Below are 14,721 nucleotides of genomic sequence, written 5' to 3'. Positions count from 1 at the left end.
CCAAAAATTCAAAATCAAATCAATTATTTTTTCCTATTTCCTACTGTAAGGACGTTGCATGCAACGTCCCTACTGTTAACAGATAGAATAAAATAAATTTCATCCAATGACAAAAAAACAAAAAAAGTCGATATTAGTAGTAAACGTCTAATTGGAATTGCCCCCAGTCGTTGGGTAGAATGGGTCATTTCAGTTATCAGTTATCAGTTATCAGTTATCAGTTTTTTATCCCCTTAAAAGAGTCAGCTTCAGACCCAATTTTTCGGTTACATAAATTACCAATATTACTGTCGAAGAAATTATTTCTTCAGACTTCCAATGGGTAAGTCGAGAAGGAGATGTTTTGCTCAGTGTTTCTAGTCAAGAACATGGAGAATTTCTGGTTCTCAATGAAATGCAATTAAGGTACAACACAGAAATGCCGCGTCGGATGCGTGCTTATGCCGCATTAGCAGAAGAAAAGTACAAAAAACCTGTTTATCCGGTATTAATAAATATCCTTCAACCAAGCACACCCACAGAAATAGTCAATTGTTATGAATCAGAATTTTTGAACCTCAGAGCGTATCAAGATTATCGAGTTATTAACTTGTGGGAAGTAGAAGCACAAACAGTTTTTCAATAACCTATTCCTTCTTTACTTCCTTTTGTTCCTATTCTTAAAGGTGGAGGAGAAGAAGCAACTGTGAGACAAGCATTGCAACTTTTGCGGGAGGATGAAGAACTTTCAGAATTAGAAAATTTACTAGCATTTTTTGCTACCTTTGTATTAAAGACCGAAATAGTGCAACAAATAATGAGGTGGGATCTGGCAGTATTACAACAATCTCCTTGGTATCAACAAATCTTACAAGAGGGAGTAAAAATTGGTGAACAAAGAGGTGAAAAACGAGGCGAACAAAAAGGAATACTTTCTGGAATAGTTCTAGGATTAGAATTGAAATTTGGCTCCTCAGGAAAGGAGATATTTTCAGAGATTAATACTATGGAAAATATTCAGGTTTTATAAACAATTCTCGCCTCTCTCAAAACTGTGGAAACTATCGAGCAATTACGGCAAATTTATCAATCAGATTCTTAAACAGTATGTTCTGAAAAAAAAGTGTAAATTTTGTTTCTTTCCCTACTACCTTTTATTTTGATTCTTAAAGGAGGAGAAGAAGCAACTGTGAGACAAGCATTACAACTTTTGCGGGAGGATGAAGAACTATCATAATTAGAAAATTTACTAGCATTTTTTGCTACCTTTGTATTAAAGACCGAAATAGTGCAACAAATAATGAGGTGGGATATGGCAGTATTACAACAATCTCCTTGGTATCAACAAATTTTACAAGAGGGAGTAGTAATTGGCGAACAAAGAGGAATTGAAATAGGTCAACAAAGAGGAATACTTTCTGGAATAGAACTAGGATTAGAATTGAAATTTGGGGAGTTAGGAAAGGAGATATTTTCAGAAGATTAATGCTATGGAAAATATTCAGGTTTTAGAAACAATTATCGCCTCTCTCAAAACTGTGGAAACTATCGAGCAATTACGGCAAATTTATCAATCAGATTCTTAAACAGTATGTTCTGAAAAAAGTGTAAATTTTGTTTCTTTCCCTACTACCTTTTATTTTGATTCTTAAAGGAGGAGAAGAAGCAACTGTGAGACAAGCATTACAACTTTTGCGGGAGGATGAAGAACTATCAGAATTAGAAAATTTACTAGCATTTTTTGCTACCTTTGTATTAAAGACCGAAATAGTGCAACAAATAATGAGGTGGGATATGGCAGTTTTACAACAATCTCCCTGGTATCAACAAATTTTACAAGAGGGAGTAGTAATTGGCGAACAAAGAGGAATTGAAATAGGTCAACAAAGAGGAATACTTTCTGGAATAGAACTAGGATTAGAATTGAAATTTGGGGAGTTAGGAAAGGAGATATTTTCAGAAGATTAATGCTATGGAAAATATTCAGGTTTTAGAAACAATTATCGCCTCTCTCAAAACTGTGGAAACTATCGAGCAATTACGGCAAATTTATCAATCAGATTCTTAAACAGTATGTTCTGAAAAAAAAGTGTAAATTTTGTTTCTTTCCCTACTACCTTTTATTTTGATTCTTAAAGGAGGAGAAGAAGCAACTGTGAGACAAGCATTACAACTTTTGCGGGAGGATGAAGAACTATCAGAATTAGAAAATTTACTAGCATTTTTTGCTACCTTTGTATTAAAGACCGAAATAGTGCAACAAATAATGAGGTGGGATATGGTAGTTTTACAACAATCTCCCTGGTATCAACAAATTTTACAAGAGGGAGTAGTAATTGGCGAACAAAGAGGAATTGAAATAGGTCAACAAAGAGGAATACTTTCTGGAATAGAACTAGGATTAGAATTGAAATTTGGGGAGTTAGGAAAGGAGATATTTTCAGAAGATTAATGCTATGGAAAATATTCAGGTTTTAGAAACAATTCTCGCCTCTATCAAAACTGTGGAAACTATCGAGCAATTACGGCAAATTTATCAGTCAGATTCTTAAATAGGGAGTAGTATCAATAATTAATAATTAATTATTAATTATTAACAGTTACCTATCCTTAGAAAAGAAGAGGGTTTACTCATTGTTTCTCCTTTAAAGGAAAGGCTTTAAACCTTAATTTTTCTGCTTCAGCGAGGAGTGGGGAGTAGGATTCATCTCATCAAATGTTTTCAAATTTTGAGCTTCATTAATTTAAACCCTGAACCCGTTCCTACCATTACAACTATCAGAGATTACTTTTAACTTTTAAGTTTTGACTTTTGACTTAATTTTAGATGTCGGTCTACGACAATAATGTACTCATTGACATCCTCCCCGGCCTAAAGGCACGGGGATTCCTACCGAGCCGTAGCTCCTCGGCGAGTTGACCTTTCACAGGCTGCTGCTACTTTGGCAGTAGTCTTACGCTTGCCTCCGCGTCCGTTTTGTGTCTCGGACTGCCCGCCCGCGACTAATATATTTATCGCTGCATTCTCGTCTCTATCATGTTTTGCACCACAGTTGAGACACTCCCATTCTCGCACCTTCAGGTCTAGCTTCCCACCTTTGAATCCACAATTTGAGCAAATTTGGGATGTTGGCTCAAGGGCGACTAATTACTCTAAAATCACGACCATATTTTTCTGCTTTTCCTTCTAAGAATGTCCGGAATTGTCTCCAACCTAAATCGGATACCCACCCCTCTTGCTCCCCTCGGGAGGATGGAGTGGGTTACGGTTTTTAACCATTCCAGATACATTCAAATCTTCTAAAACAATTGTTTGGTTTTCACGAATTATTTCAGTGGATAATTTATGTAGAAAGTCTGTTCTTGTATCTTTCAGTTTGCCATGGAATTTAGCTACTCTAATCCGTGCTTTTTCATACCTTTTAGAGCCTTTAGTTTTATGAGATAATGACAAACTTTACCTTTCTTAATTTCTTAATTCGTTTCTTCAGTGGCTTAGGAGCATCAACCTTTGTACCATCACTAAATGTAGCAAAGGTTTTAATACCTAAATCTATACCTACTGAATTATCAGTTTGAGGTAAGATTTCTGGTTGTATTTCTACTACAAAACTCAAGAAATATCTATGTAGGGGCGAACGGCCGTTCGCCCCTACGTCTTTAATTACTGTTACTGATGATGGAGCAGCAGGTAACTCTCTTGACCATACAATTTTCAGCTTTCCTATCTTTGCTAAATAAACTTTATGTTGACCAACTTTAAACCCTCCCTTTGTAAATCTAGCAGTTGCGAGCGACTTTTTACTTTTAAATTTAGGAGGTTTAACAGGTTTACCTTTTCTCTGGCCTTGAGTTGATTTAAAAAAGTTTGTAGGGGCGAACGGCCGTTCGCCCCTACGGTTTAAATCATTCAAGGACTGCTGCAGTGGTATATTAGAAACCTCTGACAACCATTCTCTGCATTCAGTCTTTTTAGCTTGAGTAATAAAAAGCTTTTGTAGTTCAGAATTAATGGGTTTCTTTTCTCCTGAATTATGCTTTTCTTGGCAGCAAGCTAGACTATCATTCACTCGCCACACGGACACAACCAAATAGCTTGGCTAATCGGTATTTTTGTCCGGGTGTGGGATAGATACGATACTTAAATCTAGCTTTCATAATTTGACTCTTAAACTAACAACATTATAACATATTTATTGAAAAAATCAACCCGCAATAAAAAGTCGCCCTTCTAGGGCGAGGCTTGAGACCCATTTTTTCGGTCATTTTAGTTAGCCTCCTGTCGGAGGAACTGCGTTATAGCAGTCGAAGTAAAGGTTAGGACAGGTCAAAAGCTTAAAACTCAGACAACGTAATACTTTTCCTTCTTCCTTCTTCCTTCTTCCTTCTTTCTTCTGCTATAACAGTTGTCAGAGATGACTTTTAAATTTTGACTTTTACCTTTAACTGATGTCATGATAAAAACTAATACAATTGACAAAATTAATACTCAGATTGAGCCGGAAAAATTAGAAGAAAAAGTAGAAACCCAGAATTTATACCTGCGCCTATTTAGCTATGGTTTACCACATAAAACACCATTTTTATTAGGCATACTATTAACAATCTTTGGCTCATTTGTTACTTTCTTTATCCCCCAAATTAATCGCTATGTTATTGATGTAATAATTCCTGAAAAACAATTCAATATGCTGCCATGGGTAGCAGCACTTATCCTATTGATGAGTTTAGTAGGAGGTATATTATCTTTTTTGCAATTGTATGCGATAAAAATCTTTGGGGAAAACACAATTAAAAGTATTCGCGTAAATCTATATCAACATCTTCAATTTTTGTCCATTAGTTATTTTGAAAATCAACGTACTGGTGAATTAATATTACGATTGGGAAGAGATGTAGAAATAGTCGGGCAATTACTTAACTCTAATTTAATCGCAATTCTAATTGATAGTTTTGCTTTTATTGTCGTTTTTATTTATTTATTAATCAGTAATTGGCTTCTGGCAATAGCGATCGCTCTGACTTGGCCTTTGATAATTTATCTTTTACAGGTTACTCAGAAAAGACTCAAAAAAATATTCCAAGATACGAATCGAGCAAGAGAGATAATTAGCAATCATTTACAAGATACTATATCGAATATTACTATCATTAAATCTTTTGGTAATGAGCAGTATGAAATTGACCGATTTAGTGAATATAGTCATAATTATATGGAGAAAAACCTCCAGGCAACTCGGTTTTTAGCTATATCTACACCAGTAATTAATACCCTGAATAAACTAGGTAATGTCATTGCATTAGTTTTTGCTTCTTGGGGAGTAATGGTTGGTAGTTTGACTATTGGAGAATTAACAGCTATTTTGAGTTATGTCACCCTCCTAAATAAACCAATTAGTCGGTTTAATGGGTTAATAAGTATGATTCAAAAAGCAACGGTATCAGCTCAAAATATTTTTTCAGTTCTAGATACTAAACTGGAAGTTACTGATAAGGAAAATGCGATTAATTTAACCTCTATTCAGGGTAATATCAAATTTGAAGAAGTGGGGTTTGGTTATCAAGATAGGGAATTAGTTATTGAGGATTTCAACTTAGATATTAAACCAGGAACTTCAGTAGCTTTAGTTGGTTCTTCTGGTGCTGGAAAAAGTACAATTGCTAAAATAGCAGCACGTTTTTATGACCCGAAAAAAGGGCGAATTTTAATTGATGGACAGGACCTGAGAGATGTAAGTTTAAATTCATTGCGATCGCATATTGGCATTGTTCCTCAAGAAACATTACTGCTCTATGGTACGGTACGAGATAATATTGTTTACGGTAAGCTAGATGCGACAGATGAAGAAATTGAAGCAGCAGCAAAAGCGGCCAATGCTCATAACTTTATTATGAGTTTTCCTGATGGTTATAACTCTATTATTGGTGAGCAAGGAGTAAAGTTATCAGGAGGACAGAGACAAAGAATAGCGATCGCCCGAGTTTTGCTAAAAAACCCTCAAATTGTCATTTTAGATGAAGCAACTTCAGCTTTAGATTCTGAGTCAGAAAAATTAATTCAAGAGTCTGTAAATAATCTTTTTCAAGGACGTACTAGCTTAGTTATTGCTCATCGACTTTCAACTATTTGTGATGTAGATTTAATTGTAGTTCTGGAAAAAGGTAAGATTGTGGAAATGGGAACTCATGCAGAATTAATTGCTAAAGAGGGGAGATATGCTTATCTCTACGGACTACAATTATCTGAAAATAAGTAAGCTATCAGCTATCAGCTATCAGCTATCAGCTTTAAAGGTAATAAAGCACTTCTCTAATTTATGAGATACAGTTTTATATCCCCCCTAACCCCCCTTAATAAGGGGGGAACCGCTTAAAAAGGGGGGAGCTAACAAAAAGTCCCCCTTTTTAAGCTATGCTTTATAACCTACATTCCGCACCACAAAATGTAGCAACCGAAGAAGGAGTCAGGAGACAACCCACCCCTAACCCCTCCGGTGGAGGGGGAGACAGGAGACAGAATTTTAGAAGAAAATCATAGCTGTCGCGATCGAGTAAACGATCAAACAAGTATTTATGCTTAATTATTTACTCGGAATTTGATGAACGAAAAAAGTAATTGAGATGATTTACATAGTATAAATACTTACCAAGCTACAGATTTATATACTACTTTTAATGATACAAATTGAAGTGCGGAATGTGAGTTATAAACATCTTTCTTAACATAAAACTTGACAAAATAGACAAGTTATACCAGTTTGATAAATCTTTGCTACAAATACTTAGGTTACTGCTTAGGAGTCAGGAGTCGTATGGGAATGGGTTTTATACCATTTATTATGTAGTAATTTATCTTTTTCCTCCAATACATATTTCCTACAAATTATTTTAATACTGCTTATTATCTGTAACATTCTTTTTCAAATTGGTATTATGTATAAGTCTTTCAAAGGTTTTTGTCAGAGAAAAAGTGTATAAAAAGTACATTTTTTTGATGACTTAAGTAGTTTTTCCTATTCTACTATGATTCTTTCCTCCCTTCTCCCCTGCTCCCCTACTTCCCAGAAGGTTTTCAGGAGTTCCTTATAAGGGATAGCTTTTTCAGGGGGATTTAGGGGTATCATAAATGTACTTCATCTTTATGATAAATGCTATAAAACTGATAGCTAGTTAATAGTAATAAAACTTGATATAAGAGGGTAATGGTGAAAGATAAAAAAATCAAAATACAAAAGAAATATTATCAGAAACAGAGGAATATATTATCAATAAATCTCAATATATAAAGCCTAAAATCAGCAGAAATAATAACTTCCGCTCTGTATCCAAAATGTTGAGTAAAAAATTTCAATCTCCCTTACAAGCACCAAAAGTTGATGACACAAAAAAACAGGAAAAAATAGATAATATCTCTCAAGGTAGTAGCGGAAAAAACAACAGAAAAAGCACAAAATTGGTTGTAGAAAAAAAAGCCATAATAGTTAAGATAAAAGAATTTTTTGGTAGTCGTAAATTTTGGCTAGGATTAGGTGGTGCCGGAATAGGTAGTATTATCATTTATGGTGGGATAACTTGGCTGAAATTAGAGCAAAGTTTACCAGAAATTGCCGATATTTCTTCCTATAGTAGAGACGGCACTTTAACCATTAAAGCCGCCGATGGTAAAATTATCCAACAAACAGGACCCGCTACCAGAGAAAAAATTAAATTAGAAGATATTCCTACTCCCTTAGTTCAAGCTTTTATTGCTATTGAAGATAGACGCTTTTATCAACATACAGGAGTTGATTATCGGGGAGTTATTCGAGCACTTGTTTCAAACTTAATTGCCAGAGATGTTGTGCAAGGAGGTAGTAGTATCACACAACAGTTAGCGCGGATGGTATTCCTAGATATGGAACAAACTATCTGGCGTAAACTCCGAGAAGCAATGCTAGCTTGGAAAATGGAGCGGGAGTTATCAAAAGAAGAAATTCTGGAGCTATATCTAAATATAGTCTATCTCGGTTCAGGTGCTTATGGAGTCACTGATGCCGCCTGGGTGTACTTTAGCAAACCAGTTTCAGGACTAACTTTAGCAGAAATGGCAACTTTAGCAGGTTTGCCTCCTGCACCCAGTGAATATTCACCCTTAGTAAGTCCAGAAGCAGCTAAAAATCGTCGAAATATCGTGTTGGGAGTCATGCAAGAAGCAGGTTTGATTTCTCAACAGAGAGCTGAAATGGCGATCGCTAAACCAATGGAAGTACAACCAAGTGCACCGAAACGTCTGATAGTAGAAGCTCCATATTTTGCTAACTATATTCAGAAAGAGTTACCAAAATACGTTTCTCAAGAAGTCATAGAAGCAGGTGGTTTGACAATAGAAACAACATTGGACCGCAAGTGGCAAGAAATAGGAGAACAGGTAATTCAAGAAGCTGTTGATATTGATGGTGCTCGCCAAAGATTCGATCAAGCAGCATTAGTCGCTATTGATGCTACCACCGGAGAAGTTAAAGCATTGGTGGGAGGTCGAGACTTTGCCGAGAGTGAATTTAACCGCGCTATTCAAGCACAACGTCAACCAGGTTCTACTTTTAAAAGTTTTGTTTATGCCGCTGCAGTTGCTGCTGGTTTTCCTCCCACTGATGGTTATCGAGATGTACCGTTTACAGTAGATGGTTATAAGCCAAAAAATTATGGTAAAAAGTATGCTGGGTGGCGATCGATGATTGATTCTTTGGCTTATTCTGTGAATGTGGTAGCGGTACAGGTATTGATGGATGTGGGATTTGAACCTGTGATGAAGTTAGCTGAGGATATGGGAATTAAATCTGAGGTCAAGGCTACATATTCTATGGCGTTGGGTACTTGGGAGGTTAATTTATTAGAGTTAACAAATGCTTATGCTACTTTAGCAGCAGAGGGTAAGTTTATCGGTGCTCACGGAATTAAAAGAATAATTAATCAAAATGGTCAAGTTGTTTATGAAGCTTATGCTGAACCAAAGCAGGTTTTAGACAAGGATAGTACTGCTATTGTCACCTGGATGTTAGAAAATGTAGTGAAATATGGTAGTGGTGCCAACGCTTATTTGTACGACCGACCTGTTGCTGGCAAAACTGGCACAACCGAGGATGCACGAGACTTGTGGTTTATTGGTTATATTCCGCAAGTGGCAACAGGAATATGGTTAGGGAATGATGACAACAAACCAACCTGGGGTGTGAGTAGTACAGCAGCTTTTAATTGGCGACAGTTTATGAAACAGATAGTTGAGGATATACCTGTTAAAGATTTTCCTGACAGACCCAGTTTTTACGACCGCGAACCTACTATTGAAGCTCAACCTGTGGAACCAGAATGGATTAGATATGGTCAAATTGGGCCGGATGGTAGGGATGTGAATGAGAGGAAAGATGATAGAAATTATTAGATATCTTCAATAAAAGCGTAAGAGTTTTTTCTTCTATAGTAGCGATGGCCTTGGTCCAAAAAATTTTAGCTAAAATTACTTGGTGAGCGGTAAAAACACAATAAGTGAACATTTTGAACAGGTAAGTGAGCAGAAAAGTGAACAAAAAAGTGAGCGATCGGATTCGGATTATTGTGGGATTATAAAGTAGGTATCGAAGGTTAAATTTATGTCAGTATCTTTTCAAACATCCTCTAAGGATTTTCAATCAATTGAGCAGGAGTCAGCGCAATGTTAAAAATGTTAAAATCGAGGTTACTGTTTTCAAGTCTATTACTTTCGCTTCTAAGTTCTTTAACCCCATATGCCGCCAAAGCTGCTATTTTTTTAGACTGGAATCCTTCCCTTTCCGAATTACCGCCTTTCGAGTATGATGCTATTTTTTTTGAAGAAGATCCTGATACCTGGAAGTGGGATGTCTCCTTTTCTGATGAAATAGCAAATGTTTTTGTAGCTGCTCCAATCCATCCAATACCTTATTTACCAATAGAAGAATACAATGGGAATCATGACAATTCTACGGTTTCTTTAGAATTTTTTAGTCCAGGTGTCTATACGGCAAAGGTTGATTTCAGCAACCCTTCTATAGAAGATATGATTCAGTTCTTCTACGTTGATTCATCTATCCTTAATAATCAGGAATGCTCTACCTGCAAACCACCTCAGCACAGCAGGACACAAAAGATAGATCATCCTGGAACTGATGTAATTATTCTGGAACAGCCAAATCCTGAAGATAAGGCTATTAAGGACGCGGCTGATATTTTAGAAGGAGAAAAGAGAGCTAGTTCTGTAGATCAGGCAATTCAACATATTAAAGACGCTTTTGCCAATAAAGGTAACAAGCCAGTTTCTGTTAAGATTGTGGCTCACGGAAGTAGTGATTATATTTCTATAGGTTCCGGCACCGGAAAACCACAAGCTGGCAAGTTTTTATTTGACAATGATGCCTCTGTTGATAAATTCATTAAAGAGCTAAAAGGAAAAATTTCCTCATTAACGCTTAAAGCGTGTTGCGTTGCTAAAGGAGTAGAAAAACCTGGACGAAATCATCTGATGGAACGTCTAGCAGACGGATTAGGAGTTACTGTTAGTGGTTGGGATCAAGAAATTGTTGTTGTTAGGAATACGCCCGGTAAACGCGATGGTTATTTTGGACTAGATGTACATGGTAAAAAACTTTCAGCCCAGTCTGTTCCTGAATCTACTTCTACCCTATCTCTCCTAGCTCTCGGCACTTTTGCCACAGCCTCAACCCTCAAGCACAAACTTAACGCTTCCAAATCCACAAATAAAAAGCTAGAAAAAGCCTCTTAAAAACCACAAAAAAAACACCACAATACCCCTTCATTAATTGGAGGGGTTTGTTATTGATAAACTCCTAATTATTAATTGCCCCGTTCCGTATCGATTTTTTACTTCCAACTGCTCTAACCTAGCTGCATAAAATATCAACCTTTCCACCTCTACCAATATCAGCCATAAATAATTATTGGAAACTGAAAAATTGAGATTATTAACATCATCAACTTTCTCTAAACTCCCAAAGACATATACTTCATCTGCTACCTATAGAGAATTTAATTTATCTAAAATTGCCTCGTCTTTCAATGTGACTTGACTATTGTTGTTTCTGTAGACACTTTTACTCCCTTACTTATATCAAATCCGTTTAATTAGGTATAAAAGTATTCTCCATATCACAATAAAAATTATCTTTATTCATCTTGATTGTTAAAATCAACTTTTTCGTAAATGTCACTAAAAACTATTTCAAAATTTAGAGCAGTTAACTTTAACCTTGACTCTCCAGATTCATAATAGGAAGTTTGGGAAGTTTGGGGAGTTTGGGAAGTTTGGGGAGATAAAGAAAAACTGGGCAATAGCGCATCGGTTGGAACATTTTTTTATACCGAATTGAACGAATTTGATATGAGGTAAAAATTACCAAACTAGAGGATTTTTTTCTGGATTTTACTGTCTAGTCTTAGAAGTATAAGAAAAGAAATAAATCACTGAATTTCAGGAGAATTTTTCCTATGACTATTCAAACAAAAGTAAATAAAGTTCTTAGCCTTGGTTTAGTTGCCTTAACCGCTACTTCTTTATCATTTGCAACTATAATTCCTACAAAAAGTGCTTTTGCGGAACCAATAAAGCAAAGAAGTGTAACTCCAGAAGTCATCAACGAAGGGATGAATGGAATATGGAATTTGCAATGGAGGGTAAACGGATGGTTACACAGGGGACGTTTAAGAATGGATGGAAATTTTGGAACCATGATTGTCAATGTTACTGGACCTAATGGTAGAAGGGTTTATGCCGAACAACAAATGAGTATGGTTCCTAATAGAAATGGTTATACTATTCAGGGTAGTACGCCAACTTATCCTGGCAGTAATGCAAGAAATGATGCTTATCAATCTGATACTTTTTATGTTGAGTCAGGTCGTCGTGGTAATTGGGAAATGAAAAATTGTTCTGATTATTCTGGTTGTATTCCAGTGACAATGACAAGAATTGATAGATAAATTAAAGAAGCAATCAGCAATCAGCAATCAGCAATCAGCAGTAAATATCTGGGTTTGCGGAGCATTCCGGAACGGAAATGGGGATTTAAACCCCAGCTTAAAAAGCTGATAGCTGATAAGCTGATAGCTGTTTGCGGAGCATTCCGTCAGGAAATGCTAAAAGCTAGTAATAATATTACTCATTGATTGAACCATCAGGCATAATTGTTCCTCTCAGAATTACTCCATTTAAATCTACATCATTAATAATTGCACCTTCTAAATTAGCATTACTTAAATTAGTTTCTTGTTTATAACCCCGAAAATAGAAACTATGAAAATCTGTTCCACTCAAATTAGTATCAGCAAGATTAGCATATTCTAAATTAGTACCACGGAGACTAGCATTACTTAAATTAGCCTTTTCTAGATTTGCTCCCCAGAGTCTTGCTTCTAACAAATTAGCATTAACTAAATTGGCACTACTTAAATCTGCTAAAGTTAAGTCAGCTTCCAATAAACGAGTTTCACTTAAATTTGAATTTGTTAAATTAGCTCTATTAATATCTGCCCCATATAGATTAGCTCCTGTTAAATTAGCTCCTGTTAAATTAGCCCCTGAAAAGTTAGCACCATTCAAATCTGCATCCTGGAAATTTACACCAGTTAAATTAGCTCCCGAAAGATTTGCATTGCTTAAATTAGTTCCATGTAAATCTATTTCACTTAAATCGCACTGTTTCCATAAAAATGATACGCACCAATTATTTTCTAAAAGATTATTAATATCTTCCGTATTAGCTGCTATGACTGGTGCAGATAAACTAAAAAAAATTAAATAAATGGCTAAGGTAATAGCTACTAAAAATTTCATCATATCTAGTTTCTCGTTATTTTGATTGAATTTAAATTACATTTTTTGAACCTATTCTAAAGTAGAAAATACCAGAACAGGGAAAATTTATCAATATACGGACGTTTCATGCAACATCCCTACCTACGCCCCTACTCCTTACAAGGGTAAGTTTTTAAGGTTTGACACGGAGACACGGGGACGCCTTACAAGGGATAGAAATTTAAGTTTTTTTCTTGCTCTTATATCATGTCCGGATGATTAGTGATAAAAAAAACTTTCTCCTTCTTCTTTCTTCCCTCCTGATATAGAATCCGGTTATACAGTATATGTTTATAATTCTATCCACACTTTCTCGCCTTAAATCTCCCCATCTCCCCATCTCCCCATCTCCCCATCTCCCCATCTCCCCATCTCCCCATCTCCCCATCTCCCCATCTCCCCATCTCATATAATAAGTATTTAACCGGATTTGATATGACTCCTGACTTCCCCTCCCCCTCCCCTCCACGGTCGGGGCGAGGGGTGGGTTGACTCCTGAGGACTCCGTCGTTATTTATTTATAACTGTTCAACCGGACATGATATTAAGCCTTCCTCCTTCTTCCTTCTTCTCTCTTCCATCTTCCTTACCTTATGAGGTTAACTGATAACTGAAATCACCTACAAACAACTTTCAATAGTTGCTACTACTGATTGAGATAAGCTAGCTAGGTCATAACCACCTTCTAAACCAAATAAGATTTTGCGGGTTATCTGCAAACAATATTTTGTAAATGTTCCATAGTCTTCTGGCTTTAGAGAAATACCTGCTAATGGGTCATCATGGTTAGCATCATAGCCAGCACTAACAATCAATAGATCGGGTTGAAAGCTAGCTAAAAAGGGGATAACTTTTTGCTCGAATGTGGGTTGATAGATCGCCATTGTGGTACCTGGTGACATGGGTAAATTTAGTACATTATTGTGGAAACCATGTTCGTCAACATAGCCAGTTCCAGGATAACAGGGAGATTGATGGAGGGAGCAGTAGACTATATTTTCGCATTTTTCCACAATTTCTTGAGTACCGTTACCATGATGTACATCCCAGTCTAAAATAGCGACTTTGTTAATACCTGGTTTCTCTAGAGCATAATGAGCTGCGATCGCTGCATTGGAGAATAAGCAAAATCCCATTCCCCGTTTACTTTCAGCATGATGTCCAGGGGGTCTTGCTAACACAAACGCTGGATTTGCATTTGTTAATACTAGATCGACTCCATCTAACCAAGCACTGATAGCTAACAATGCCACATCATAACTTTTGCCAGAAACTGGTGTATCTCCATCCAAATAACCGCCACCTTGATTAGCTATTTCTGCTACTGCTTGAATATGAGTAGGGGAGTGAACTTTTTCTAGTAGTGTCATCAATGATGAATGGCGCTGTTGCACCGGGGTGGGCGATCGCCATTGCAATTGGCCATTGTGAGGAAAAGTCTGGAGAGTTTTGACAATTGCAGTTAAACGTTCTGGTCGCTCTGGGTGTAGCATACCAGTTTTGTGTTCGAGAAATTCATCGGAATAAATAACAGAAATCATAAGTTAATTTTAGATATTAGATTTTTTTATGAAATGAAACTTTTTATCTTTTGATTTTGGGTTTAATACCCCGCTGTCTACAAGGTGTTTACAGCTGGTTGAGGTTATAAGTCGTTGACTATCCCCATCCGCTTCTTCCTTCTTTTTTCTTTTTCAGGACTTACGCATAACCACCAGACCTAGTAGGGGCACCTGCGGAGTATGCGAAGCAAACGGCCGTTCGCCCCTACAGATGGTGTCTGACCTGATATTTTGCGTAAGTCCTGTTTTTTCTTCCTTCTTCCTTCTTCAGTGTAATCATACCAGTATTTTAACTTGAAATCGGATGGAAAATACTTA

15 protein-coding genes are annotated in these 14,721 nt (G+C 36.5%); 9 read left to right on the top strand and 6 right to left on the bottom strand.

Annotated elements, in window-relative coordinates:
- Nucleotides 1-343 precede the first annotated feature (343 nt).
- The 5 genes from SAGCYANO_RS47120 (at nt 344) to SAGCYANO_RS43055 (ending at nt 2,431) form a co-directional block, all read left to right on the top strand.
- Nucleotides 344-625, top strand: a complete 282-nt coding sequence (locus SAGCYANO_RS47120; RefSeq protein ID WP_237397268.1) for a hypothetical protein — start codon at nt 344-346, stop codon at nt 623-625.
- A gap of 60 nt (nt 626-685) precedes the next feature.
- Entirely contained in the window at nt 686-1,009 is a 324-nt protein-coding gene (locus SAGCYANO_RS43070; protein ID WP_202225612.1) for a hypothetical protein, read from the top strand.
- A 282-nt stretch (nt 1,010-1,291) separates the two neighbouring features.
- The gene (locus SAGCYANO_RS43065) at nt 1,292-1,465 is read left to right on the top strand and encodes a hypothetical protein (protein ID WP_202225611.1); all 174 of its coding nucleotides are present in this window, start codon (nt 1,292-1,294) and stop codon (nt 1,463-1,465) included.
- A 128-nt stretch (nt 1,466-1,593) separates the two neighbouring features.
- Nucleotides 1,594-1,947: a hypothetical protein gene (locus tag SAGCYANO_RS43060; RefSeq protein ID WP_202225610.1), complete on the top strand. Its 354-nt coding sequence runs from the start codon at nt 1,594-1,596 to the stop codon at nt 1,945-1,947.
- A 130-nt stretch (nt 1,948-2,077) separates the two neighbouring features.
- Nucleotides 2,078-2,431, top strand: a complete 354-nt coding sequence (locus SAGCYANO_RS43055) for a hypothetical protein (RefSeq protein ID WP_202225609.1) — start codon at nt 2,078-2,080, stop codon at nt 2,429-2,431.
- Nucleotides 2,432-2,869: 438 nt separating this feature from the next.
- On the opposite strand, the gene SAGCYANO_RS47115 is transcribed toward SAGCYANO_RS43055, so the two are convergent.
- The 4 genes from SAGCYANO_RS47115 to SAGCYANO_RS47110 all read right to left on the bottom strand — a co-directional run bounded on the left by SAGCYANO_RS47115 (nt 2,870) and on the right by SAGCYANO_RS47110 (nt 4,137).
- Complete coding sequence (locus tag SAGCYANO_RS47115; RefSeq protein ID WP_237397267.1) at nt 2,870-3,055, bottom strand: transposase; 186 nt, start codon at nt 3,053-3,055, stop codon at nt 2,870-2,872.
- Nucleotides 3,056-3,193: 138 nt separating this feature from the next.
- The gene (locus SAGCYANO_RS48750) at nt 3,194-3,433 is read right to left on the bottom strand and encodes a transposase (RefSeq protein WP_255502914.1); all 240 of its coding nucleotides are present in this window, start codon (nt 3,431-3,433) and stop codon (nt 3,194-3,196) included.
- A complete protein-coding gene (locus SAGCYANO_RS43050) occupies nt 3,417-4,049 on the bottom strand; it encodes a transposase (protein WP_255502913.1) in 633 nt (210 codons plus the stop codon). Before SAGCYANO_RS43050 ends, SAGCYANO_RS48750 begins: the two co-directional genes overlap by 17 nt.
- Nucleotides 4,042-4,137 carry a helix-turn-helix domain-containing protein gene (locus SAGCYANO_RS47110; protein ID WP_202223267.1) on the bottom strand — a complete coding sequence of 32 codons (96 nt, stop codon included), beginning with the start codon at nt 4,135-4,137 and terminating at the stop codon, nt 4,042-4,044. The genes SAGCYANO_RS43050 and SAGCYANO_RS47110 overlap by 8 nt, the downstream gene beginning before the upstream one ends.
- Before the next feature lie 296 nt (nt 4,138-4,433).
- Between SAGCYANO_RS47110 and SAGCYANO_RS43045 the strand changes: the two genes are divergently transcribed.
- The 4 genes from SAGCYANO_RS43045 (at nt 4,434) to SAGCYANO_RS43030 (ending at nt 11,967) form a co-directional block, all read left to right on the top strand.
- Entirely contained in the window at nt 4,434-6,236 is a 1,803-nt protein-coding gene (locus tag SAGCYANO_RS43045; protein WP_202225608.1) for an ABC transporter ATP-binding protein, read from the top strand.
- Nucleotides 6,237-7,309: 1,073 nt separating this feature from the next.
- Complete coding sequence (locus SAGCYANO_RS43040) at nt 7,310-9,397, top strand: transglycosylase domain-containing protein (RefSeq protein WP_237397266.1); 2,088 nt, start codon at nt 7,310-7,312, stop codon at nt 9,395-9,397.
- Between the two features lie 270 nt (nt 9,398-9,667).
- The gene (locus SAGCYANO_RS43035; RefSeq protein ID WP_202225607.1) at nt 9,668-10,753 is read left to right on the top strand and encodes a hypothetical protein; all 1,086 of its coding nucleotides are present in this window, start codon (nt 9,668-9,670) and stop codon (nt 10,751-10,753) included.
- 722 nt (nt 10,754-11,475) lie between these two features.
- Complete coding sequence (locus SAGCYANO_RS43030; protein WP_202225606.1) at nt 11,476-11,967, top strand: hypothetical protein; 492 nt, start codon at nt 11,476-11,478, stop codon at nt 11,965-11,967.
- Between the two features lie 175 nt (nt 11,968-12,142).
- Here SAGCYANO_RS43030 and SAGCYANO_RS43025 read toward each other — a convergent pair whose 3' ends face one another.
- Nucleotides 12,143-12,823 carry a pentapeptide repeat-containing protein gene (locus SAGCYANO_RS43025; protein ID WP_237397265.1) on the bottom strand — a complete coding sequence of 227 codons (681 nt, stop codon included), beginning with the start codon at nt 12,821-12,823 and terminating at the stop codon, nt 12,143-12,145.
- Nucleotides 12,824-13,461: 638 nt separating this feature from the next.
- Nucleotides 13,462-14,382 (bottom strand): histone deacetylase, encoded by a 921-nt coding sequence (locus SAGCYANO_RS43020; RefSeq protein WP_202225605.1) that lies wholly within the window; start codon nt 14,380-14,382, stop codon nt 13,462-13,464.
- Between the last annotated feature and the right edge of the window lie 339 nt (nt 14,383-14,721).

The organism is Okeania sp. KiyG1 (assembly GCF_014132355.1).
Classification (GTDB): Bacteria; Cyanobacteriota; Cyanobacteriia; order Cyanobacteriales; family Microcoleaceae; genus Okeania.
The sequence above is the reverse complement of the archived record's forward strand: the minus strand, read 5'-3'. Positions and strand labels throughout refer to the sequence as shown.